Here is a 24936-nt window from a genome sequence, read left to right on the forward strand (position 1 = left end):
AAGATGATGAATTTTGATATGTTAGATAAGAATCAAAAATATATTATTGCTGTCTCGGGCGGACCCGATAGTATGTTTTTACTGGACAATATTTATCAAAACAAAGAATTTGATATTAATAATTTCATTGTCGGGGCTGTTAATTATAAAAAAAGATCAGATAGTGATATCGACCATCAGATTGTTATTGATTATTGTACCCGTCATAAAATTGCTTATTATGTCAAAGAAGTTAGCAGTGATGATTATCTAAAATATCAACAAGTTTCTCATAATTTTCAAACAATTGCCCGGGATATTCGTTATGATTTCTTTATTGAACTTGCCCAGCAGCATGCTTGTAGTGCTGTTTTAGTAGCTCACAATTTAATGGATAATATTGAAACCTATATTTTACAAAAGCAACGCAATAATATTGTTGAACATTATGGGTTAAGTCCAGATAGTATTTATTATTCAAAGTTTAGTCCAAACACGATAGCTATTAAAAGAATTATGTTAGATACTTGCCGGGAGTTTATTATTGAGTATTTAAATAATAATAAAATTAATTATGCGCTAGATTATACTAATATTTTAGGAATTTATAACCGAAATGTTATTCGGAGCGAACTTCAGAATTTCAATTTTGCAGATTTACTAACCGAAATGAAAAATCAAAATCATGCTAATGAAAAATTGAAACAAGCTGTCAAGGACTATTTAATTGATAATTTTGGTCAAATTAATGTTCCTAGTTTTAGCAGCATAACTGATTTAAAATTACAAAAGATGATTGTTTTTAATTATTTTAAAATGGCTAAGTTAATTAGTTTAATTATTAATAAAAAACGGAAATTTTTAGATGAAGTTGTGAAAGAAATAGCATCACCAAAACCAAACATTATGATTAAAATCAATGAGGAATACTTTTTAGTAAAAAGTTATGAAAATGTTGAAATCAAAACTAAGTTCCAATTAGCTTTGACAACTGTTATTATTGAGGATGGTCAACAAACATACCATTGAAAAAATCACATAATTACCGAATCAACAAAAAATAATTTTACTTTTTTTGTAAAAGCTGAACAGTTACCATTAAAGATAACCAATGACCCTGCAATTTTAAAAAATGTCTTGTTAAATGGTAAACAGTTAACAAAGATCTTTATCAAAGAAAAAATTAATCTGTTAATTCGTTTAAATTATGTTATTATAGATAAAAACAATGAAATTGTTGCAATTAATGATTTATTAAGAGCAAAATTGCACAAACCCTCATATATAAGTGAAAAATGTATGTTAAACAAGAAATATAATTTTAATGAAAAAGAAAAATTTATTATCTATTTTATGATAAAATAGTTTAGAATTACTGTTATTAAATTATTTTATGTTTGGTTATTAAGAAAATCATAGGTTCTACCATTAGGAAGGAAAAAAAATATGAACAAAAAGAGATTATGACTAGGGATTATATTAAGCTTAATTTTTATTGCTTTAATTATCTTAATGATTTTTATTTGGATGAGATCAGATGTCACAAAAATTAATCAAGGAAAAATGCAAGAAATAGTTAAGACGGGTAATTATGATGGCAAAAAAATGGATGAAATTTCAGTGAATGCCGCTGTTGGTCGTAATACTGTTGTTGTTCAAGGTGAAATTAAATATAAAGATGGTGGTAAAACTGTTGTTGTTAAATATTCATCAGAATGAGACCGTGGAAGTTTTGATGCTTTCAGTTATTACACGACAACTGATCCATCAGACCCTAGTAAAGTAACCTATCATAATCGTTGAATAGAAAGTTTCACTGCAAAAAGTGTTACTTTAAATGGTGGTTTTAATACCTATGATCGTGAATTTGTTCCATATTGAGAACAAGCGTTAGTGCAAATTGTCCCATGAGTATTATTAATTGGGGTTTCAATTTGGTTAATGGTTAGATTAACAAAAGCTTCTGGTGGAATGGGTGGTGCTAATCCATTCTCAATGGGAAAAAATAAAGCTCGTCAAATTCAATCAAATGTTCGCTTTTCTGATGTGGCGGGAATTAACGAAGAAAAAACTGAATTAGTTGAATTAGTTGATTATTTAAAAAATCCACAAAAATATTCAACAATGGGAGCGCGTGCTCCAAAGGGAGTGTTAATGGAAGGGCCACCGGGAACCGGGAAAACTTTATTAGCAAAAGCTGTTGCGGGAGAAGCTGGTGTGCCATTCTTCTCAATTTCTGGTTCTGAATTTGAAGAAATGTTTGTTGGGGTTGGTGCCTCAAGAATTCGGGAAATGTTTGGTGCCGCTAAGAAAGCGGCTCCATGTATCATTTTTATTGATGAAATTGATGCTGTTGGTCGTAAACGGACAATTTCAATTGGTAGTGGGGCCAATGAGCAAACCCTAAACCAGTTACTAGTTGAAATGGACGGATTTGGTACTAACACCGGAGTTATTGTGATGGCTGCTACCAACCGAGTTGATGTTTTAGACCCTGCGTTATTACGCCCAGGTCGTTTTGACCGCCAAATTCAAATTTCATTACCTGATATTAATGAACGGGAAGCTATTTTATGTTTACATGCTCGGAATAAATCAATTTCAACTGAAGTTGATTTCCGTCGAATTGCGGAAAGAACACCAGGGTTCTCTGGAGCACAGTTAGAAAACGTTTTAAATGAAGCAGCAATTTTATGTGTCCGCAAAAATATTAAAGTAATTACTGTTGATATTATTGATGAAGCGATTGACCGGGTAATTGGGGGACCAGCGAAAGAATCACGTAAGTACTCTGTTTTAGACAAACAAATTGTTTCTTACCATGAAGGTGGGCATGCTTTAATTGGATTAAAATTAGAAGCGGCAAGTAAAGTCCAAAAAGTAACAATTATTCCCCGGGGACAAGCTGGTGGTTATACAATTATGACCCCAAAAGAAGAAACAATGTTCCATAGTAAAGAAAACTTATATGCTACAATTACTGGATACTTAGGCGGAAGAGCGGCCGAAGAAATTATGTTTGGAAAAACTAAAATTACTACTGGGGCGCATGATGACCTTGAAAAAGCAACTAATATTGCTCGTCATATGGTTACTGAATATGGAATGAGTTCTTTAGGACTAGTTCAATTTGAATCACCAAAAGATGAATACACCGGTGGGGTGAAACGTTATTCAGAAGATGTTGCTGCTAAAATTGATACCGAAGTTCGTAAAATCTTGGATGATTGTTATGTAACTGCTAAAGCAATTATTTCAGAAAATATGGAAACGCTTCATTTATTAGCTGAAAGTTTACGTGTCTTAGAAACCTTAACTGCTGAACAAATTGAATTTATTAATAAAAATAACCGTTTACCAGATGAAGTTCTTCGTGAAAAAGAACGTTCAGCTAAACATAAAGAAAAAGAAGAAAAAGGTGAAATTTTAGAAGTTAAACCACGTGAACGTAAAAAAGAACCACCAAAAGATGACGACGATCACGATAAAAAAGATGATAAATCAAATAATAAAAGCTAAGAACACTGTCACTTGACAGTTTTTTCTTTTTAAATTAAGAAATCAAGGGGACAATGAAATTATCTTGTTTTTTTATTATTTAAGGTATAGTTAAATTTAAGAGGGGTATATTTATATGGGTCGTGGTAAAGATTTTGTATTAACAATTTCATATTTTGTTAACGAAATAAAGAACATTTTTTATTAGAACAAGATGAAGTAGCTGTCACTTCATTTGCGAATATTGCAACTAAAAATGATGTGTTTATTACAATCTCATTGGCGGGAACCGACACTTTTTTTTAGAAAGCGCGGGCCAATGTGCAAAGTCGAACGAAGCACATTGGATTGCAATTACTAGTTGTTTCGGGTTCAGTTTTTTAAAATGCGGACCAATTAATTGTGTTAGAAAGTAAAGAATGAAATATTTGGAACTTGTATAGTTTACGAGGACAAATGCTATTTGAATTTTGAAATGTTGTTTATTTAGCAACCATTCATAAATTAATGGAATCCGGAAATTACAAAAAGACCTTTGATTTATATCAGGAAACAGATGACTTAAGTAATGTAAAGATTAAGATGTAACATATTGTTAATTTAAAAAAATATTGGTTTAATCCAATATTTTTATTTATTTAATTTAATAATTATGGTTAAATTATAATATGATTAAATACTAATTTATCAAAGACATTTTTTGAATGGGATTAAAAATAATCTTTTTTATTTTATTTTTGGAATTTTTTTACTATTTTTAATAAAATTTAAAAAATAAAATAGTAATTAATATTTAATTATACTAAAAAACTATTTAATAGTTGATAAGCAAGGGGGATTAGATAAAATAAGGCTTTATTGCCCACTTGGCGCATGACTTATGAAGGGGTTAGCACAGTTGTTGATTGTTTAATAAAAATGTCACTGCGGGTGATATTTTAGAAACAATTATTAAAATAGTTGAAGATTACCTTACTATAAATCAGTTGGTTATGGAGAATTACCAAATGAAAATGGAGAAGTTAAATTAGACGCTGCTTTTATGAATGGTAATAATTTGACAATTGGTACAGTCGCGGGAATTAAAGATTTTAAAAATCCAATTAGTATGGCCAAACATCTTGCGGAACATGAACGCCATAATATATTGTTAGTTATTAGTGGTGCTGAAGCATAGGCGCATAAAAATGGGTTTGAAAGAAAAAATATGTTAACAGACCGTGCTAAATTAATGTATAACAACAAAGTTGCTGAACAAAGTGCTGCAAAGTTAAAAGTCTATGACGGTCATGACACTGTAGGAACGATTATTTTATATAACCAAGGATCAATGGGCAGCGGGGACGTCTACTAGTGGATTATTTATGAAAAAGCCGGGAAGAGTAGGTGACTCGCCGCTATCGGGATCCGGGTTTTATGTTGATAGTACAGTTGCTGGTGTTAGTGCGACTGGTTTAGGAGAAGACATTATGAAAGGATGTCTATCCTATGAAGTAGTTCGCCAAATGGCAATGCTACCTAACAAATCTGTTCAAGAAATTATTGATAAAGTTCTTTTTAATTTTCATCAAAAATTAAAAACAAGGTTTGGCGAAGTCGGAGGGATTTTCTTAATTGCAATGCGAAACAATGGGGAATGGGGAGTAGCTAGCAATGTTAAATTTTCATTTGTGGTGGCCACCACACATAAGTAACCACAAATCTATGTTGCTAATCCAAATTCCGACTTTACGAAAACTAATTATGATTTAGCAATCAAAAAATGACTAGATAACTATGAGAAAAGAATTAAGAGCCCACTTAAATAACTAAGTTTATTGAAAGAGAGGTTATGTTATGGAAGATATTGAAATGATTGCTTTTAAAATTATTTTAAATGCTGGAGATGTATTTTCCCATATGTATGAAGGTTGATGATAAAGGGCTATTGTTTGCTAATCTATATGCAATTAAAATTTTAAAAGATTTAAGTTATTATCCCAAAACTAAAATTCGGATTATTTTTGGGACCGATGAAGAATCACGAGGGTTAGGAATTAATTATTATATTAGTAAAGAAAAACCACCAATAATGGGTTATACCTCCGACAGTGTGTTTCCTGTTGTGTTTGCTGAAAAAGGAATTTTTACTTATTGATTAAATAAAAAAAATAATAATTTTGCTAATCAAATTTTTAATTTAAAAGGAGGAGATCGTTCAAATGTTGTTCCTGATTATTGTGAAGTAACTTTAAAAAACTTAGACTTTGATTTACCTGTACAACTTAATGATTTTTTAAAACAATATAATACAAATGATCAATATAAATTTGAAATAAAAAATAATAATGATTCTTGAATTATACACTCCTACGGGGTAACTGCCCATGCTAGTACTCCGGAAGAAGGGTTTAATGCTATTCATAATTTAATTAAGTTAATTATATGAATTACCATTAGTGCACGATGATAACTATAATTTTACTTTTGATGGGGCAAAAATGAATTGTCAAGTTAAAAATGATGAAATGGGAAATTTAACTATGAGTTTAGGATTGGTTGAACAAAATAACAAGGTGATTAAATTCAAATTTAATGTTCGCTATCCACAAAATACTAATATGACTGATTTAATTACTTGTTTAACAAAAATTATTGAACCATTAGATATTTATATTAGTGAAGAAAACGATACACCCACGCTATATTTTTCAAAATCAGCTCCTATGATTTAAATTTTGCATAATATATATCAAAAGGTAACTGGTTATCAAGATGAAATTGTAGCTTCCAAAGGATCAACTTATTCAAAACTAATGTCTAATATTGTGGCCTTTGTGGTAACTTTCTCGGGTGAGGAAACAACAGAGCACCAACCAAATAAATTTATTGATTTGCAAAAATTATTTAAAGCAATGGATATTTATGCCAATGCGATAATTGCGTTAAGTGAATAAGAAGGCACGATTTAAAATTGTTTTTGCATTTATTTTACTTTCTCGCCAATATATACTACAATAACAAAGAAAGAATTATATATAAAGAGGAGAACAATTAAATGGATAAAATTATAAAAGTTATTAGTGAAAATCATCATACCAAAATTACAGTTGTTGATGCCACAGAAAGTCTAAATGAAATTATTAGATTACAGGAAACTAACCCCTTAGCAACAATTGCGTTAGCACGAGTTGCCATTGGTACAATTTTAATTGGTAGTGACATGAAAGGACCAGACAATAAAATTACAACCATCATTAATGGGAGTGGTCCGATTGGTACAATTATGGCTGAATATACTGATCATCATATTCGTGCATTTTGTGCTAATCCCCAGTTTGATGAAACAAAAATTAAAAAGGAAAAAAATGTGATTTCACAAGTAGTAGGGACTGATGGATATTTACAAGTAATTAAAGATTTGGGGATGAAAGAACCCTTTACGGGACAAATTGATTTAGTATCAGGAGAAATTAACCTTGACATTACTTATTATTTAGTGAAAAGTGAACAAATAAAATCAGTAATTGCTTGTTCAGTGAAATTAAATGATGATGGAACTATTAATAAAGCAGCAGGTTTATTTGCCCAATTATTACCTAATCATGAAGAAGAAGACATTGATTACTTAGAAACAAAGGTTGAAAATCTTGGCAGCATAACGGAAAAATTAATTAAAGAAAATGATCTTAATAATATTTATAAATTAATTGATGATGAATCAAAATTTTTATCAGAAGAAACCTTTATTTTTAAATGTTCTTGCTCTCGTGAAAACGCATTAATGTCAATTAAATTATTAGGTGAAGAACAATTACATGATATTGTGGAAAAAAATAATGATGTTGAAATTGTTTGTGATTTTTGCTGCACAAAATATGTTATTAAACCAGAAGAAGTTGCAAAAAACTTTTAACATAATACAAACATTTTTTTTGTTTGAAATTTCATAATAATGAAAAAACTTAGTATAGTAAAATTATTATGTATGATATTTATGTATGAAAATAACAAGGAGGTCAAAATGAATTCAAATTATTCATCACAAAGATATCGACCACAATGTGGAAATATGGAAGTTAAAAAACCAGATGGTTTATGTGTGGCGGGGTGTATTGTTTCGCTTGTTTGCTCAGGGCTAGCACTTTTGGTATCATTTATTAGTGCAATTGTCTTTTTTACCGGAGCAGCATTTGCTGAAAAAGTTGTTTTAGGACCACAACCATACGTTGACCCGGGTATAATTAGATCAACCGGAATTGGAGTGGGAATTTTCTTAATTATTTTCTGCTGTGTTCAAATTGCTCCCGTAATTTTATGTTCACTTGTATTAAGAGGGCGAGCAAAAAGTAATATTGCTGCTGGTGTAGTATCATTAATCTTTTCAGGATTAATTGGCGGAATTTTAATTTTAGTTGGGAAATATGGTCCCGTTCAACCTTAACCTAACTAATGAGAACAACAACCACAACCAACAAAAGTGGAATAAAATATCATTTATATGATATTTTTTTATTTTATAAAAATAATTTGGTGTATACTTATTTAATAAGATAGTAAAGAAGGGGCACAAATGAAAAAACTTTTAAATTTTTTATTATCGTGGGCATTAACAGCAATTAGTACCAGTACAATGATGGTCTGTACAACTAATAATCCTCGTAAGAGTAAGTAATAAATTTGAAGATAATATTAATCAAATTTTAAATTTGCAAATATTAAGAAATTATGATCAGTTAGTCGTTGATAATCACCATAATTTGTATTTTACTATCAAAAAAAACAATGAAGACTTATAGTAATCTTTATTTTTTAGCTAACAAAACCAATACTCCAATTAAATTGTCGGGATTGCCGACTAATATTATTATTAATGATATTAAAATTAATCACCAAGATAATGTTTATGTTTTAACTAACAATGCGGGGTTGTGAAAATTACCAGCAACTACCATAACCTTTCAACATGTTGAAAATGTTAATGAACTAAATATTTTATTATTTTGTTTTGATCAGAATGATAATGTTTATTTAGTACCAATAACCTCTATAATAATATTGGGTCCAAAGCCTTTCTATTAAAATCAGGAACAACAGTTATCCAAGCAATTTATGATATTAAAACAAATGTTAATAGTATCGTAATTGCTCCTGATAACAATGTTTATTTTGGCTTAGCAAATAAATTGTATATATCAAAAAACCACGGGATTAGTACCGAAAAACTAAATGAAATTGATGGTGATTTGAGAAGAATTTTAGTTACTCCAAATAATAGTTTTTATTATGAAATTTTAAAATATAATTTTACAACCTTTATATAAATTAGACCGGGAAAAACAAATTTATCATAGTGATGAGTGATGAAGAATTAATGCGTTCTAGTGCCCAGGAAAATAATTTATTTTTTGCTTCCGAAAGTATTTTTTATATGATTACTAATGAACAAACTATGCAGGAAACATTTTATCTGCATCTAAAAAATATGGGTTATTATATTAATGATATTATTAATAAAGATGATACTGTTTATTTTACTAATGCAACTGGAATTTGATATTACCAAAATAACTAAAAATTGATAAGTTGCTATTTCTAATAATTTTGGTATGATATTTACGTGTGAGTGGGAGTTTTTATAAACTACTACAAAATTCATAGAGATATCGAAATTTAATATTTAAAAAGGGCACTTTGGAGAAGTGTTTATTTAAGCAATATTAAATTTAAAGGAGGATTAAAATGGCTGAGCAAAAAGATAAGGTTACTGAGCCAAAATCAGAAGCGCCCAAAGCTGTTAAACCAGCTAAAGTAAAGAAAGAAAAATATGATAACAGTGCGTTAAAAGAATTTAAAGCAAAATTAAAAGAACAACGCAAAAAAACTAAACAATATTCAAAACGAATTTTAAAAGGAGAAATTATTTCAACTACTGGTGAACAACCAAATACTGATAAATACGTTATTGAATTAGTTGATGTTAAAAAATCATACCTAACAGGTGAATTAGAAACACCAGTTCTAAAAGGAGTTGACCTAAAACTAGAAAAAGGGGACTTTATTGTTATCTTAGGTCCTTCTGGTTCAGGGAAAACAACATTATTAAATATTATTTCTGGATTAGATAAAGTAACCAGTGGTGATGTGTTTGTGATTGGTTATAACTTATCATTATTAAAAGATGTTGATTTAACTAAATTCCGTCGTGACAATGTCGGATTCATTTTCCAACAATATAATTTATTAACTAACTTAACAGCAAAAGAAAATGCTGAAGTAGGGGAAAATTTAAGTAAGGCAAAAAATAAAGATATGACAATTAATGATATCTTTAAAACAATTGGAATGGAAGAACAAATGAATAAATATCCGCACCAAATGTCAGGGGGACAACAACAACGGGTTTCAATTGCAAGAGCCTTAGCTAAAAATCCTGACATTCTTTTCGGAGATGAGCCAACTGGGGCGTTAGATGAAGAAATGGGACGAAAAGTGTTAGAAATTCTAGTCGAAGTTAATAAAAAATATAAAACAACCGTGATTATTGTTACCCATAACCCAAATATTGCCGATATTGGAAATACTGTTATTCACGTGCGAAATGGTTTAATTGATCAAATTAAACACAATGCTAATCCCAAAAAACCAAGTGAAATTGATTGGTCTTAGTCCAAAAAAGATAAATTATTTAAGAATAATTTATCTTTTTTATTTAAATTGACTTAATTAGTTTATTTAAGATATAATAAAGTTTACTAAGGGATAAAGAAAGGAGTATGAAAATGGTGAACAAAACTAATCCTTTTTTTTTTAAAAGCAACTGTTGAAAATAATCATCATAATTTTGAATTATTTGCTAGCCTGTTGGCAATTTTTAACTATTCTTTATTTATTGCCCTTTTTTGTTTATTTGCGATTATTACTTTAAGTTTAAAAACAAGATGGTTAATTTATCGAAAACCGTTTAATTATCATCAGCACTTATTTATTTATCTAAACTTCTTCTTTTTTATTTTAATTTATACTTTAATGAGTTTTTTTCATTATAAGAATTTTAATGATGTTAAAATAAGTACTTATTATATTTCATATTTGTATATTTTATATTTATTTTTACCAGTTTGAATTTGCTTAATGTTAGGAGTTTTTTGCAAAAATAATTTGTTAATCAAAATGGCAAAAACCACAATGATTTTATTTTTAATAAGTGTTTTAACACCAGTAATATTTTTAATTCATTATAGTTTAATTTTAAACCAACTAACTACTTTAATTTTATTAAGTGTTCTTTCGAATATTTTAAAAAGTTATTTATATATCTTTTTATTAGTGTTAAATTATTTAGTATTAAAAGGATTAGTTTTAACCCTTCTTTGTTGTTTATTAAATTTAATTAAATTAAAAAATAATTACAAAGATTGGTTAGAAATCTTTATTATTAAATGACAGCAAGAAGCATTAGCATTGTTAAAAACAATTTATACTTTTGAATTGTTGTTTTCATATTTTAAAAATTTAAGATTAATTAAAAATTATAAAACAATGACAGAAGATCCAACCCTAGCGGTTGACTATGATAATTATGATGATAAAGCAAAAATGACTTTTTCAATTAAAGCATTAAAAATTTTTATTAATGGTTGAAAACAGAGTTTAAATAATTAAGTAATAAACTTTCTGAACTTTAAAAAATTATTAAGAACAAAACAAAAATATTTTAATTAAATAAAAGGAGTTTTAATATGAGCAAAGTTTTGAAAAGTTATTTGCGGACTTATTTAAAACAATGAATTGAAACAATTGGTTTAATTTTATTTGTCACAATTATTTCAATGGCTATTATCGGAATGTTAGCCTCGCCCTTACAATTAATGGGAAAAAATAATCAAATAAAAGCGCAATCAAATGAATGAAATTATAGTTTAATAAGTAAGCCAACGCAATTTGAAAATAATTTTACTTATGAATATTTTGTTGATGATTCAAATGAATATGGGATTAGTCCAATTATTGATAAGGGATCTGATCCAAATAATTATGGAATTTTAAGTCAAACCGGTTATGATACTTTATTAAGTAAAGATGGTGATCCGCGGGCAAATTCTGATGCCCAGTTAGCATGAGGACAAGATTTAAAATTATTATTAAATACTTATTTTAATTACACTGAAAGTCCGACAAGCTTTACAGATGCTGCTGGTCAACCAATCTTAGCTAGTAAATTTTTTAATCCAACTTTTAAAGATAAACTTAAAAATTATTATAATGATGTTAGTTATTATGTTAATAGTAAAGTAATGTTAAAACATCAAGATAAATTTGCTTTTTCCTATGATTTAACATTTTACTACGAGGTTTTTAAAAATAGTACTAATGTTGTTCCGGACTATTACCTATATATTACCAACGGAACGGAAAATATTAATCCCATCACGAAAACTTGAATTGATAATTTAATTATTACGCAAGGAGTAAACGATTTAAAAAATAATAAAATTGTTATTACTGATAAATTTGCTAAAGATAACAATTATCAAATTGGTTCTTCGTTAGACTTTGCGATTTTAGGAACAATTATTCCGGAATTAAACCAACCAACTATTAGTGGGTTCGGAACTAAAATTGATACTTTATCCCAAGTCAGTGATTTTTCAATGACTGGAGATGCCAAGAAATATGCAGCAGTTTTTGTTAACGAAAATATTCTACAAGAACTATATAGCAAAGCATGACAACAACCAAATAAAACAAATAGTTTTAAGTTTCATATTGACCAGAGAATAAATTTTATTAATGGTAGTGATTATCAAACCTTAAAAAATGTGTTTAGTGCTACTAATGATCAAGATAAAACAATTTATGATATGGGAACTGCAGTTTTGACTAGTTTTGGAAATCTAAAACCAGTTAGTTCAATTAACTCGATGAATATGATGGTTACTATCTATACAATTTTAGGGGTGGTAATGATTATCTTAGCTTTTGTTTTCATTAGTTTTGTGATGAAAAAAGAAATCAATAAAACAAGAAAACAATTAGGTATCTTTAAATCCATGGGTTATCTAACAAGTGAATTATCATGAATATTTACTGTCAAAACTTTAATTACTATTTTATTAGGAGTTATTTGTGGTTATTTAATTTCAATCCCATTACAAATTTATATGTATGGTCAATTTGAAAAAATTGTAACCTTTGCTTATAACCAGGTTTACTATGCAGCCGGGTTTATGGTTATCCTCTTTATTGTAATTCCGTTAATTTTTACAGTTGCCTCTTATATTTTAACTTTCTTATATATTAAAGAACCAGTTTTATCATTAGTTAATAATGGGGCAAAAGCAACCAAAAAAGTTCGCACTGGTTTAGTCTACCGTTCACTTGCTAAACGTGGTAAAGCTTTTACTTGAAGATTACAGATGGCATTCACGGCTCGGAATAAAGGGAAGTTTGCTCTAGTAATTATCTTATTCTTCTATTCATCATTTATTTTAATCCTGATGTTAGGAGCGGTCGGTGTTGGTAAATCAATTGTTAGCGGAATGTTTAATAATTTAAATCCTAACCTTGATCATCAAGAAACCTTTCGGAATTTTCCGAAAACTAATAGTAACGATAAAGGAAAACTAACAGTTGCCGATGATTTTTATCAAAAGTTAGATTTTAAATATCAAACTTATCAAAATGTTGAAGATATTAATTTTAATAATAATAGTGCTGATTTATTCCATCAGGATGTTATTAAGATTGATCCAACTGCTCCAGATGCGAAAGATCAATATTTTGATTTATTTAATAAATACCAAGTTGTTAACGGTAGTGTTAACCAACATTTATATTTACGTGATTTACAAACAATCTTTTTAGCAACCCAAAATAGTAGATCTGGTAAAACCGGTACTGTTGATCCAAGTCAATATAGTGCGTTCTCATCATTAATGTTAAACTCACTAATGATGGGAGCAAATGCCAATACGATTGTTACATTTAATGAATTATGATATAACCCTACAAATGAAACTACAGTTTATGGATTATCCGTTGTTCCGGATGGCAATTTAGATGAAAATAATATGCAAATTATTGGATTATCAAATAATCAAAAAATAGGAGGGTTATATACTTCTGCTTTTAGTTGAAAAGGAATTAACAACGAACAAATAACAAAAATATTTGCTGACTATAATAGTAATGATAATACTATTCCCGGGATAATTTCAATTAAATTAGCGAAAGATGGTAAATACAAAATTGGTGACACCATTAAAGTTAAATCAGCAACTCCGAATAAGATAGAGGTAAATGTTAAAGTTGAAGGAATTATTAAAAACGATATAATTGGTGCAAACATTTATACTGGTTATCATAATTTAATTAATAATCTGTTTGCCCCTAATACAATTGACCCCAATGATCCAAGTAAAAATATTTATAGTGGTCTCTATTCTCAACAACAATTATATGAAGGAAAAATTGATTTAAATGACATGGAAAATTCAATTTCTAAATTGAAATTTATTGGTAATAATTTATCAATTGATGCCAGTCCTGGTCAAAATCTCCTAGAGGCATTAACTAATTTACAAACCCAAGCTGTGAGTGCAACCTTAGTTAGTGCGACTTCTAATTTCTCAATGTTACCATTAAATATTTTAAAATCTTCAATTGATGATATGCTTGATAAACAGAATAATTTAATGATCTTGTTTGAAGTTTTAACAGCCTTAATTGTTCTAATTTTATTAGCTGTCGTAGTAATGGTTATTATTGATGAAGTGATGCCAATTATTTTAACAATGAAAGCAATTGGATATAAGAATAATCAAATTAATTTTGCAATTATAGGCAGTTATGTCATTTCAATAGTTATTACCTTTATTGTGTCATGGTTAGCGTCAATGTTAGCGTGGCAAGGAATGGGATTATTATTGTATTGATTATTTAAAATAGTAATTGACATTCCAATTGACTACCAAGGTCCATTAATTGCCTTAGCAGTTATTACATTAATTTTAGGAACTTCTTGGTTAGTAGCAATGAATACTATCAAAAGATGAAAAGTAACCCAGATTACTGAATAATTTTAAAAACATCAAAAATAAATTTATGAATCGTAAGAAGGTTAAATTTATTGGCAATGTTTTTATGGAAAAGTTAAAATTAAGTTAATGATTTACTTGGGTGCGAATTTATTATTTTTGCTTTAAACAACCTACCACATAAATTACCAAATGTATAAATAAATATTATTGAAGCAATTAAAAGTTCAATGATTGCTCAACAATGAAACGAAATAATCAAAATTTCTTGCCAATCAGGATTGTTAATGATATTTGCCAGATATTCACCATACATATTTTTTCCTACCGCCGAAATTGCTAACGGAAATATATAAGATACCAAAATAATATTAAACTTTTTTTCTAATAATGTTTTTAAGATTAAGACATAAAATAAGAAACTAGCAACTAAGGGAATGTTTCCAATTATTAAAATTATAATATTGGAGTCCTGATTTTTTTCAATTGATGCAAAATTATAATTATAAGTTAGCAGTAAAATTACATTTAATGTAATCAAGAAAATTAAAAATGAAGCTAGAAATTCTTTGTGGCGATTAAAAAATAAATATCCTAATTAAATAAACAAAACTAAAAAATGAATAAAATTAAAACAATATACCACAAAATTTGAACAAAATTCGGTTAGGATGAAATGAAGAAAATATTAACTGTGTGGAAGTTGCCAAGTTAATTGAAAAAGCAGGGGCCAAGCATTTGCGTTACATGGTTGCACGCATAATCAATTTTATAGTGGGAAAGTTGATTAAAGTTGAATCAATAAAGTCAAGGGAGAAGGGAGTCGTTAAAATTCTGGTGATTGGAAATGGTGATATTTTTACAGTGGAAGTTGCCAAACGGATGTTAGATGAAACTGGGTGTGATGCGGTCATGATTGCATGGGGGCGCAAGGGAGCCCATGGTTTTTTCAAGAAATTAACCACTATTTAGCACCCGGTAAAAAATTGGCACCACCAAGTATTGAAGAATGAAAACGAGTGATTTTCCACCATGATGATTTATTAATTGCTTTAAAAGGTGAACGAATTGCAATTAGTAAAATGCGTAAAAACTTAGCTTTTTATTTTAAAGGAAAACCAAATGCAACAGATTATAAAGCACGAGCAACGCGGATTGAATCAAGAATTGATTTAGATAATGTTGTAAATGACTATATTGAGTATTATAATAATTCTTATAATATGAGTAAATAATTATTAAGAAATGGAGAAAAAAGATGGATAATAGAAATTTTAGTGAGCAAGAGAAAATTAGACGCGCTAAATTAGATAAATTAATTACCAAAGGGAAAAATCCTTTTGTCATTGCCAAATTTGAAAGAACACATACTAGTAAAGAATTGCATGATGAGTTTAATAATTATACCAAAGAGCAACTAGAAACCATGGACGTTCCGGCTTTAATTAGTATTGCGGGAAGAATTAGAATGTTTCGTGAAGCCGGAAAAGCAACTTTTGCGACTTTACAAGATCAAAATGGCACTTTTCAGATTTATGTTCGAAGTGATGCTATTGGGGATGAAAAATATCAAGAATTTATTGACTTAGATTTAGGTGATATTATTGGAGTGACGGGAACAATGATGAAAACTAAAACTGGCGAATTAACTGTACGGGTAAAAGAATATCATTTATTAAGTAAGTCGTTAAAACCATTACCAGATAAATATTATGGAATGAGTGATATTGAAGAAAAATATCGTCGTCGTTATGTTGATTTAATTATGTCACCAGAAACAAAAGATGTGTTTATTAAAAGAAGTCGGATTATTTCCTTAATGCGTGAATATTTTAATAACAAAGGTTATTTAGAAGTTGAAACTCCTGTTCTACAAGCAATTCACGGCGGGGCCGCCGCTAAACCATTTATTACCCACCATAATACTTTAGATATGGAATTTTATTTACGAGTGGCCACAGAGTTACCATTGAAAAGATTAATTGTTGGAGGATTTGAAGGAGTTTATGAAATTGGGCGATTATTTCGAAATGAAGGAATGGACACGAGACATAATCCTGAATTTACAACGGTTGAAATTTATATTGCTTACCAAGACATGAATTTTTTAATGGATTTAACTGAAAATACAATTTGTTATATTGCCAAAAATATTTTGAATGCTGATGAAACAAAATATGGTGGTCAATTAATTTCATTTAAACAACCATGAAAACGTTGACATATTGTTGATGCAATTAAAGAAACAAGTGGAGTTAATTTTTGACAAAAAATGTCATTTGCCGAAGCTAAAAAATTAGCTCAGGAAAAAAACATTCATGTTGAACAATTCCATACTAGTATTGGACATATTATTAACTTATTTTTTGAAGAATTTGTTGAACCAATTTTAGTCCAACCAACATTTATTTATGGTCATCCTGTCGAAGTATCACCGTTAGCAAAAGCAAACGCTAGTGATGCTAGGTTTACTAACCGGTTTGAATTATTTATTAATGGCCGTGAATATGCCAATGCGTATTCAGAGTTAAATAATCCAATTGAACAATATAATCGTTTTGAAAGTCAGTTGACAGAACGAGACAATGGAAATGATGAAGCTCAGGAAATGGATATTGATTTTATTGAAGCATTAGAATACGGACTACCACCAACGGGAGGATTAGGAATTGGTATTGACCGGTTAGTAATGTTATTAACAGGGCAAGATTCAATTAAAGATGTCTTATTATTCCCCCATATGCGTCCACGAGGAAAATAGGTGATTTTATGGCACACGGAATCCACATTGGATATTCTTCAATTTTAACTTTACAAGAAACAATTGCGGCAATTGCCTTAATTAAATTTGAACTTTTAAAACGTTTTACTAAGGAGTTTAACTTGTTAGAAGTTGATTTTCCGTTAATTTGTAGTGAAGAAACTGGTTTTAATGATGATTTTCGAATTACCGAACGACCAGTTGATTTTGATATTCAACCAAGTGGAATTGTGGGAGAAGTTTTACAATCACCCAATAAATGAAGAAGATATGTTGTTAAAAAATATGGCATTCAAGAAAACGAGGGGTTGTTAACATTCTCCAATGTTTTGCGTCGTGATATTAAACAATCCGATGTTAATGCTGTTAATTTTACTGAAATTGGTTTTGACAAACTATTAGGGAAAAATGTTTTTAGTTTTGACCTCATTCATGTCACTGTTGAAAAGGTATGAGAATGTTTGGGCGCAATTGAAAAGATTTTAATTAAGAAATATGATAAATTAACTGAAAAATTTGATAAGCAATTTAATTGAATTGCCCACAATGAATTAGAAAAATCAATGCGGTTATTAACTTACCAAGAACGGTTAAATAAATATACTCGGGAAAATGGGGCAACTGTGCTTTATGGGTTAGAAGAAATCATTCAGGATGGTATTTTAGTTCCGAATGAATCACAAGATACTTTTGATTGGAAACTATATGCCAAGATTTTTGTTTATAATTTTTACCAAGAAAAAGCAATTTGCATTGGTTATTGTGGAATTACTGTTGATAAAGAAGTTTTAAAAAAACAAACAACAATTACCAAAGAAACTAATAAGATTAAAACCAAATTTGATGCAATGATTGCAACCAATGAATTACCAGTGACTTTAAGTTTTGGAATCTATAAATCACAATTAGATTTATATTTACTAGAGAAACAACATATTAGTGAAGTAATCTCCTCAGTTTGAGAAGATGACTTCATCGAATATGCAGAAAAAAATGAAATTCAGGTGCTTTAATAATGAATGCTACTTATAGTGTGATTATTGTTGGAGCTGGTAATTCACAACGCTTTCAAAGTAAAAAAAATAAGTTATTATTTAAATTAACAAATAATTTAACAATAATTGAAACAACTTTACAAACCTTTTTAAATGATCAAAAATGTACCCAAATCATTGTGGGAGTTAATGATGAAATTTTTGCTTATTTGCAACCAAAATACCAGCGTAACCAGAAGGTTATTTTTACAACTGGTGGTAATGAACGGGTTGATACCATTAAAAATTGTTTATTAAACAATAAGATTATTAATGATATTATTCTAATTCATGATGGAGCTCGTTGTTATTTAACAAATGATTTTATTGATAAGATGTTAGGTGAATTTGTTGTGAATAATTATGAAACCTTAATTCCCCTGTTAAGAATTAATGATGCGATTAAAAAAATTAATGATAAAGAAATTGTCGAAACGGTTCATCGGTCAGAGTATGGGTTAGTTCAAACTCCCCAAATGTTTAAAACTAGTGTTTTATTAGGAGTATATCAAAATTATCAAAAAAAATCCTCATAAACTAAGCCCAATTTATGATGATAGTCAATTAGTAGAATTATACGCCTCCGAAATTACGATTCATTATTTTCCAGGAAACAAGGATAATATTAAAGTAACTTATCTGGAAGATATAATTGATTAAAAACTTTGGGAAAATATTATATTTTATAATAATATAATGTATAATTTGTTGTGAGTTAATAATATAAAGTTTGGAATTATTAGCTCCTTGTCCGGTAAGGACCAATAGACCATAAGGAGGAAATTTTAAAGTGCGTAAATATGAAATTATGTATATTTTAAACCCAGAAAGTAATGATATTAAAGCATTACAAAACAAATTGCATGCTATTTTAGAAAATAATGGTGCAAAAATTGAAGAAATTGGTGACTGGGGAGTAATGGAATTAGCTTATCCAATTAAAAAAAGAAAAAAAGGACATTATACAGTTTTAATTGTTAATACAACTGCTCAAAATGTTGATGAATTTGTCCGTATTAGTCATATTGAACCAGATGTGTTAAGAATTTTAGTAATTAACACAGAAAAAGAAAAAGTATATCTCCAATCAACAAAATATGCAAAAACAGAAGTAAAAAACGATAAAGTCGAAAGAAATGATCGTAAACCTGGTGGCAAAAAATTTGAAAAAAAATGAGACCGACTAGATAACAATCAACAACCTGCTGAATCAGAAAACTCAGTTAAAAAAGATCAATAAATTATAAAAGGAGTACAAACAAAATGTTAAATAGAGTTACCTTAGTAGGAAGACTAACAAGAGATTTAGAATTACGAAATTCAGTTAATGGAAAACCATTTGTTGCTTTTACAATGGCGGTTAATAGTTCATTTAATGACCAAGTCGCTTTTGTGCCGTGCTTTGCTTGAAATAAAGTTGCCGAAAACATGGCCCGTTATTTAAAAAAAGGTTCGCTAATTGCCTTAGATGGTAGAATTCAAACTAGAACTGATAATAATAATGGTCAGCAGATGACTGTTGTGCAAGTGGTCGCTGATAGTGTGTCATTCTTAGACTCTCGTAATACTAATTCAACTACTAATGTTGATAGCATTCCAACTCCAAATAATGTTGATTTTGATAATATTACGTTTGGTGAAAATCAACAATCATTACCAAATCCCCAAAATGATAATGACGAACCAATTAGTTTTGACGGGGATGATGCCATATTATGAGATTAAGAAAGGAAGTCTATAATGAACCCAAAATTTAAAAGATTTAAAAAACAATGTTATTTTACTAAAAATAAAATGAATTATATTGATTATAAAGATGCTGAATTACTAAAAAAATTCACGTCAAATAATGGTCAAATTTTGCCAAAAAGAGTTACAGGAACTTGCGCCAAACACCAACGCATGTTAGCGACAGCTATTAAAAGAGGTCGCCAAATGGCATTATTACCATTTGTAATTGACTAGGATAATGATGAAAAGAAAACTATTACTATTAGAGAATTTTATTCTCTAATAGTTTTTTTCTTGGGAAAAGACTAAAATAAAACTTAAAAATAGTTTATAATTAAACTATTCAAAAACTATGGAGATATTAAATGGAATTTTTAGCAAGTGATAATAGTAACGCACTACATGATTTTGTGGCAATTTCTCAATGACAATCTTTAGTTAGTATTGTAATCTTTTTTTTGGGCTGATCGTGTTATTACTATGAATCTTTATTAAAAAAACTAAAATTCGTTTTATGTACCGGGTAATTATTGGGTTAGTTATTGGGCTAGGGCTTAAAGTTGTTATCCAAGCAATAAATGGCTTTCCTTAATAATAGTGATCATCCAAGTAGTTCAATGATTAACCCGTGAGTTGATCCTAATGTTCCCAATCCTGTGGCTAATCCAATTTACCAAATATGGGGGTGCACGAGTTATCAATTTGGGTTAATTTATTTAAAATGATTTTTATTAATGCCATTTTAATGCTAACAGTTCCATTTGTTTTTAGCAATTGCAAGAGCAATCGCCAGACCAGGCCATGATAAGAAAACTCGCCAAGAAATTATTATTATGGTAGTAATCTTATTAGTAAATATCGCGGTTGCTTTTACCATCACTTTCTTTATTGGTTGGGCTTTTAAAATTGGGTATAGCTTTATTATTAATGGCAGTGGTAATTATGATGGTGATGCTTCGAAACCACTACCCCAAATTATCTGGAAATATGTTCCCTCAAATTTTATTGGGACTTTTATTGGCATTGCAATTATTCCAGTAATGGTTATTGGCGCTTTAATTGGGTTAGCTGTTAAGAAATCAACTAAAAAACCTCCTGAAGATATGCAAAAAATTCTTGATGGCTTTAAAAGATGATGAACAATTGTGATGTCATGTTTAATGTTTGTGATTAAACTAATGCTTTACGCGGTAATGTCAATGATTACTTATTCAATAATTTTACGCCCAATTGGTTATCTGGGCAAAATTGTAATTGTAATTGGAGTTGCTTATTTATGTTTAGTTATTGCTTTAATTTGACATACAATTACGTTAGTAATATTTGGAATCAATACTATCAAGTGATGAAAACATGCTGTTCGCCCGCTAATTCAAGGGTTTTCAACCCAATTTTCGAATGCAACATTAACAATTACAATGGACACACTTTAAAAAATAATATTAAAGTTAAGGAAAGCTTAGTCAGAATTTCTGCACCATTATCAACGACAATGGGATTAACGGCCTGTGCAGGAGCCCAGTCGGGGGATCATTGTGTCATTTATTATGAGTGCTGGATTATATGACTTTACCATCGCCCATTTCTTTATTGCTTTATTGGTGACAGTAATTGCGTCATTAGGAATTGCTTGTGTTCCGGGCATTGCGAGTGTGGTTACCACCGGAGTATTAGGCGGACTGTGGTTAAGAGAATTATACATGCCAGTTTATAGTATTATTGGTGCTTTAGATGGTCTCTTTGACATGGGGCGAATAGGAGTTAATGTTACCGGGAGAGTTCAAGCAACTACGATTGCCACACGCTTAACTCATGCTTTAGAAAGTGATGAACTTTTATTGTTTAATGTTAATGGTAAGACTTTATTTGGTAAAATAAGAGCGAAGTTTCATAAAAAGAAAGAAAAAAAAGAAAAATTAAGCAAAATGAATAATTTTAAAAATTACAAAAGAGGGAAACATAGTGAAAGTTATTATTGCTGCTACTGCGGGAATGACTACCGCAATTAAACTAAAAAGAAATTTAAAAGACAAGGTTGAAATTGTTGTTTATCAAAATCTGAGTTATCCTTCCCTAGGAAGATGTGGAATTTCATATTATGATTGCTAGAACGGTTGAAAAATTTACACCGAAGAAGGAATTACTATTCATACCAATTATGAAATTACCAATGTTGATTTTCCAAATAAAACAGTGAAGGGAATTAATTTAATAACAAAAGAACCGATTGAAGATTATTATGATAAATTAGTGATTGCTGTCGGAGGGAGTTTAGATAAGTTAGATTTGCCAGGAAATGATGCTCATAATATCTATGCGCCCGCGTCTTTAGAAGCAGCTGTTAAAATTCGCGAAGAATTAACTGACAAAATTAAAACGGTGGTTGTAGTTGGTGATGGGCCAATTGGTTTAGAGTTTTGTGAAAATTTTACCCGAAATGATAAACGCGTAATTTTAATTGAAGAACAAGACCAAGTGTTAAAAGATTTATAAAAACAAAATAATTAACCAAATTGAACTAACAACTCGGGAAGTTGTTACATGTTGATTTAGTAATTTGTGCCTTAGGCTTCACTCCAAATACCCAATCTTAGCTGATAGTGAAATTAGTATGAGTCCTCAAGGCTCACTTGTGGTTAATGACCGGTTAGAAACAAATATGTATTAGTGGAAGTTTACCAATCACGCTTGTTATTTGTAATGCCCAACGTTCAGTAATGTCATTAGATGATAATAGTAATGATATTTTGGAAAAAGATCACAGTTTTAGTTATCATGATATTACTTACTGATCTTCTGATGCAATTAATTCTGACGCATATAAAAATGAGTTTATTAATAATTTAACCAATGCGATTAAAGATGGTGATAAACAAGTTGATTATAATGAGTTTGTTAAAAACGATAGTAGTGGGCAAGCTATTGTCTTTAAGTTACTCGCAGCTTACAAGCCAGTTCAAATACCGGTTCGGAAATTAAAAAATACAGTGATATCAAGGTTTTAGAAAATGATTTTAATACCACCATATATGATCAGGATAATAAAACAACTGTTGAATTTAAAGATGGTTCGTGAACTAATTCTCCCCAACCATGTTGAAATTAAAGCAGAATATAAAGAGGACACTAAAGTATATGTGGTGACTTTTAGTATTCAAATTGATGTTAGTACAAAAGGAAAGACAGATAAATTTGTCGGAACCCGCCGCGATATTATTGGAACTAATAATAAGTATTAAAGTAAATTAACTGATATTACCGGAGCATTTGCAAGTCATCAAAGTAGTGCTAACTTATTAGTTGATCGCAGTAATAGTTACTTTAACAAAGGAAAAATTTTTAAAAATAATAAATGATATATGACAAATTCGTATGACTATCGTTATAAAGTTCAATTTTATTTTAGCTTAACATAATAAAAAAATATTTGGTTTAAAATACCAAATATTTTTCATTTTTTTAAAAGTAAAAATCAATATTTTCAAAGAAAATCCTTGAATTATACTAAAAAAATAAGTTATTAACAACAATTCAAAATTTAAAAAGGAAAAAAATATTTAAAAGCCGATATATATTTATGAATTGATGATTATTTGACTTTTATTTTAAAAAAGTTTACCAACATTTACAGTAAATTAAACTTAATGATTAAGCGAAATAATGGTGATTTAAAACTTAGGTTTCCGTATGTCCATGGTATTTTTTAAAAAAGAAAGGTTTTTCGTTGTCCTTTTTTATTATGGGGATTACACCTTAGCTAATCCCTCCGGTAACATTATTTTACAATTAGATTTTAATAATATTGTAGTTAACCTAATTTTTCGGTGAACAATTTTAAAGGCGAATAAAATTGCCACAAGTCATTTATTAAAAATTATTCGTTTTTATGATGTTCGTAATGCAATGGAAGTAATTGAGTGTGCAAAATTATTATCGGAAGAATGGGAAGCAAAATATCTTTATCAGTTTTCATATTATGTTACGAATGCAACGGAAATGAATTTAATGAATTATCAAAATCCCCTGCCGGTTTTAAGAAAAGATAGTGTTTTAAAGAATTTCTTGAAAAATATAAATTAGGAGAAATTGAAATTTGTTATGTGATGTTTTTAGGTGCATTTAATTATTAAATCCGATATAATTTAAAAGCAATAAAGTTAGGAGAAACGTAAAATGTCAGTAAAAGATGCAATTGAATGACGAAAAACAGTCAAAATATATGATGATAACAGAGCAATTAGTTCTAAAGAATTAGAAACAATTATTGAGGCTGGGCGTATGGCCCCTAGTTCAATGGGATTAGAAGTTTGTAATATTGTTGTGATTAAAAATAAAGAAATTAAAGCAAAATTTGCGTATGATGTTTTAAACGGGTCAAATGTGGAAAAAGGTTTAAAATGTGATACTTTGGTATGTTTAGTTGGTTATAATGCAACTTATTTAGTCTCCGATGAATTTTTAAGAAGTCGTTTACATCGGAACGAAGCATTAGATGAAAAGAAACTAAGTGAAACCATTGAAAAATATCGCCAATATTTAGAAAACCATAATAATTTAACTAGTTATGTTGATAGTCAAGTCTATATCACAACTGCTTTTATGACCCTGCAAGCTGCTGATTTAAAAATTGGAACAACAATAATTGGGGGCTTTAATGCTCATCATAGTAATGATTTATTACATGAACTTGGTTATATTGATAAAAATATTAAACATACCGTATTGTTATTAGCACTTGGAAAATATGACGAAAAAACAAATGGCGCAACTTTTGCTCGGAAAAGAATTAGCACCGAAGAATTTGCAAAAATTGTTAAGTAATAATCTCTTGCAAGCATAAAAATTAAAACAATAAAACAAAAACCAAATAAAAACAACAAATAAATCTATTGTTTTTAATAAAATATATGTTATT

At 29.1% G+C, this 24936-nt stretch carries 27 protein-coding genes and 3 pseudogenes; 29 read left to right on the forward strand and 1 reads right to left on the reverse strand.

What is annotated here, in order from left to right; all coding sequences use genetic code 4:
* The first annotated feature begins 6 nt into the window (after window positions 1–6).
* The 14 genes and pseudogenes from tilS to P344_RS00125 all read left to right on the forward strand — a co-directional run bounded on the left by tilS (window position 7) and on the right by P344_RS00125 (window position 14537).
* Window positions 7–1344 carry a tRNA lysidine(34) synthetase TilS gene (gene tilS, locus P344_RS00060; RefSeq protein ID WP_025316855.1) on the forward strand — a complete coding sequence of 446 codons (1338 nt, stop codon included), beginning with the start codon at window positions 7–9 and terminating at the stop codon, window positions 1342–1344.
* An 81-nt stretch (window positions 1345–1425) separates the two neighbouring features.
* Complete coding sequence (ftsH, locus tag P344_RS00065) at window positions 1426–3498, forward strand: ATP-dependent zinc metalloprotease FtsH (protein WP_025316856.1); 2073 nt, start codon at window positions 1426–1428, stop codon at window positions 3496–3498.
* A 381-nt stretch (window positions 3499–3879) separates the two neighbouring features.
* Window positions 3880–4065 (forward strand): hypothetical protein, encoded by a 186-nt coding sequence (locus P344_RS00070; RefSeq protein WP_025316857.1) that lies wholly within the window; start codon window positions 3880–3882, stop codon window positions 4063–4065.
* A gap of 285 nt (window positions 4066–4350) precedes the next feature.
* Window positions 4351–5285 (forward strand): annotated as a pseudogene (locus P344_RS08005) (isoaspartyl peptidase/L-asparaginase).
* A gap of 95 nt (window positions 5286–5380) precedes the next feature.
* Window positions 5381–5929 carry a M20/M25/M40 family metallo-hydrolase gene (locus P344_RS00080; protein ID WP_025316859.1) on the forward strand — a complete coding sequence of 183 codons (549 nt, stop codon included), beginning with the start codon at window positions 5381–5383 and terminating at the stop codon, window positions 5927–5929.
* Complete coding sequence (locus tag P344_RS00085) at window positions 5916–6191, forward strand: hypothetical protein (RefSeq protein ID WP_025316860.1); 276 nt, start codon at window positions 5916–5918, stop codon at window positions 6189–6191. Before P344_RS00080 ends, P344_RS00085 begins: the two co-directional genes overlap by 14 nt.
* 3 nt (window positions 6192–6194) lie before the next feature.
* The gene (locus tag P344_RS00090) at window positions 6195–6413 is read left to right on the forward strand and encodes a hypothetical protein (protein ID WP_025316861.1); all 219 of its coding nucleotides are present in this window, start codon (window positions 6195–6197) and stop codon (window positions 6411–6413) included.
* A gap of 101 nt (window positions 6414–6514) precedes the next feature.
* The gene (locus P344_RS00095; RefSeq protein ID WP_025316862.1) at window positions 6515–7372 is read left to right on the forward strand and encodes an Hsp33 family molecular chaperone HslO; all 858 of its coding nucleotides are present in this window, start codon (window positions 6515–6517) and stop codon (window positions 7370–7372) included.
* Between the two features lie 108 nt (window positions 7373–7480).
* Window positions 7481–7900: a hypothetical protein gene (locus P344_RS00100; RefSeq protein ID WP_025316863.1), complete on the forward strand. Its 420-nt coding sequence runs from the start codon at window positions 7481–7483 to the stop codon at window positions 7898–7900.
* A gap of 341 nt (window positions 7901–8241) precedes the next feature.
* Complete coding sequence (locus tag P344_RS00105) at window positions 8242–8538, forward strand: hypothetical protein (protein WP_025316864.1); 297 nt, start codon at window positions 8242–8244, stop codon at window positions 8536–8538.
* A 271-nt stretch (window positions 8539–8809) separates the two neighbouring features.
* Complete coding sequence (locus P344_RS00110) at window positions 8810–9031, forward strand: hypothetical protein (RefSeq protein WP_156028490.1); 222 nt, start codon at window positions 8810–8812, stop codon at window positions 9029–9031.
* 167 nt (window positions 9032–9198) lie between these two features.
* A complete protein-coding gene (locus tag P344_RS00115) occupies window positions 9199–10125 on the forward strand; it encodes an ABC transporter ATP-binding protein (RefSeq protein WP_025316866.1) in 927 nt (308 codons plus the stop codon).
* A 195-nt stretch (window positions 10126–10320) separates the two neighbouring features.
* Window positions 10321–11121: a hypothetical protein gene (locus P344_RS00120; RefSeq protein WP_025316867.1), complete on the forward strand. Its 801-nt coding sequence runs from the start codon at window positions 10321–10323 to the stop codon at window positions 11119–11121.
* Between the two features lie 77 nt (window positions 11122–11198).
* Complete coding sequence (locus P344_RS00125) at window positions 11199–14537, forward strand: ABC transporter permease (RefSeq protein ID WP_025316868.1); 3339 nt, start codon at window positions 11199–11201, stop codon at window positions 14535–14537.
* A gap of 79 nt (window positions 14538–14616) precedes the next feature.
* Here P344_RS00125 and P344_RS00130 read toward each other — a convergent pair whose 3' ends face one another.
* A complete protein-coding gene (locus P344_RS00130) occupies window positions 14617–15036 on the reverse strand; it encodes a hypothetical protein (protein ID WP_025316869.1) in 420 nt (139 codons plus the stop codon).
* 155 nt (window positions 15037–15191) lie between these two features.
* On the opposite strand from P344_RS00130, the pseudogene P344_RS08010 reads away from it, so the two are divergent.
* The 15 genes and pseudogenes from P344_RS08010 to P344_RS00190 all read left to right on the forward strand — a co-directional run bounded on the left by P344_RS08010 (window position 15192) and on the right by P344_RS00190 (window position 24842).
* A pseudogene (locus tag P344_RS08010) lies at window positions 15192–15730 on the forward strand (tRNA-dihydrouridine synthase).
* A 23-nt stretch (window positions 15731–15753) separates the two neighbouring features.
* Window positions 15754–17256: a lysine--tRNA ligase gene (gene lysS / locus P344_RS00140; protein ID WP_025316872.1), complete on the forward strand. Its 1503-nt coding sequence runs from the start codon at window positions 15754–15756 to the stop codon at window positions 17254–17256.
* Between the two features lie 8 nt (window positions 17257–17264).
* A complete protein-coding gene (locus P344_RS00145; protein WP_025316873.1) occupies window positions 17265–18269 on the forward strand; it encodes a class-II aminoacyl-tRNA synthetase family protein in 1005 nt (334 codons plus the stop codon).
* A gap of 2 nt (window positions 18270–18271) precedes the next feature.
* Window positions 18272–18826 (forward strand): 2-C-methyl-D-erythritol 4-phosphate cytidylyltransferase, encoded by a 555-nt coding sequence (locus P344_RS00150; protein ID WP_051477548.1) that lies wholly within the window; start codon window positions 18272–18274, stop codon window positions 18824–18826.
* 254 nt (window positions 18827–19080) lie between these two features.
* A complete protein-coding gene (gene rpsF, locus P344_RS00155) occupies window positions 19081–19530 on the forward strand; it encodes a 30S ribosomal protein S6 (protein ID WP_025316874.1) in 450 nt (149 codons plus the stop codon).
* Window positions 19531–19553: 23 nt separating this feature from the next.
* Window positions 19554–20015, forward strand: coding sequence for a single-stranded DNA-binding protein (locus tag P344_RS00160; RefSeq protein ID WP_025316875.1), 462 nt, complete (start codon window positions 19554–19556; stop codon window positions 20013–20015).
* A gap of 15 nt (window positions 20016–20030) precedes the next feature.
* On the forward strand, window positions 20031–20255 hold the full coding sequence (gene rpsR / locus P344_RS00165; RefSeq protein WP_025316876.1) for a 30S ribosomal protein S18: 225 nt from the start codon (window positions 20031–20033) through the stop codon (window positions 20253–20255).
* A 344-nt stretch (window positions 20256–20599) separates the two neighbouring features.
* The gene (locus P344_RS07155) at window positions 20600–20767 is read left to right on the forward strand and encodes a hypothetical protein (protein WP_236681391.1); all 168 of its coding nucleotides are present in this window, start codon (window positions 20600–20602) and stop codon (window positions 20765–20767) included.
* A gap of 15 nt (window positions 20768–20782) precedes the next feature.
* Window positions 20783–22030: pseudogene (locus tag P344_RS00170) on the forward strand (cation:dicarboxylate symporter family transporter).
* The gene (locus P344_RS06430; RefSeq protein ID WP_156028491.1) at window positions 21984–22130 is read left to right on the forward strand and encodes a hypothetical protein; all 147 of its coding nucleotides are present in this window, start codon (window positions 21984–21986) and stop codon (window positions 22128–22130) included. Before P344_RS00170 ends, P344_RS06430 begins: the two are co-directional and overlap by 47 nt.
* Before the next feature lie 30 nt (window positions 22131–22160).
* Window positions 22161–22514 (forward strand): NAD(P)/FAD-dependent oxidoreductase, encoded by a 354-nt coding sequence (locus tag P344_RS05825; RefSeq protein WP_269078618.1) that lies wholly within the window; start codon window positions 22161–22163, stop codon window positions 22512–22514.
* 224 nt (window positions 22515–22738) lie between these two features.
* Window positions 22739–23026, forward strand: coding sequence for a hypothetical protein (locus tag P344_RS00180; protein WP_025316878.1), 288 nt, complete (start codon window positions 22739–22741; stop codon window positions 23024–23026).
* Between the two features lie 3 nt (window positions 23027–23029).
* A complete protein-coding gene (locus P344_RS06435) occupies window positions 23030–23260 on the forward strand; it encodes a hypothetical protein (protein WP_156028667.1) in 231 nt (76 codons plus the stop codon).
* 454 nt (window positions 23261–23714) lie between these two features.
* Window positions 23715–24101, forward strand: coding sequence for a hypothetical protein (locus tag P344_RS00185; protein ID WP_025316879.1), 387 nt, complete (start codon window positions 23715–23717; stop codon window positions 24099–24101).
* Window positions 24102–24194: 93 nt separating this feature from the next.
* On the forward strand, window positions 24195–24842 hold the full coding sequence (locus tag P344_RS00190) for a nitroreductase family protein (protein ID WP_025316880.1): 648 nt from the start codon (window positions 24195–24197) through the stop codon (window positions 24840–24842).
* Window positions 24843–24936 lie beyond the last annotated feature (94 nt).

The organism is Spiroplasma mirum ATCC 29335, assembly GCF_000565195.1.
Classification (GTDB): domain Bacteria; phylum Bacillota_I; class Bacilli_A; order Mycoplasmatales; family Mycoplasmataceae; genus Spiroplasma; species Spiroplasma mirum.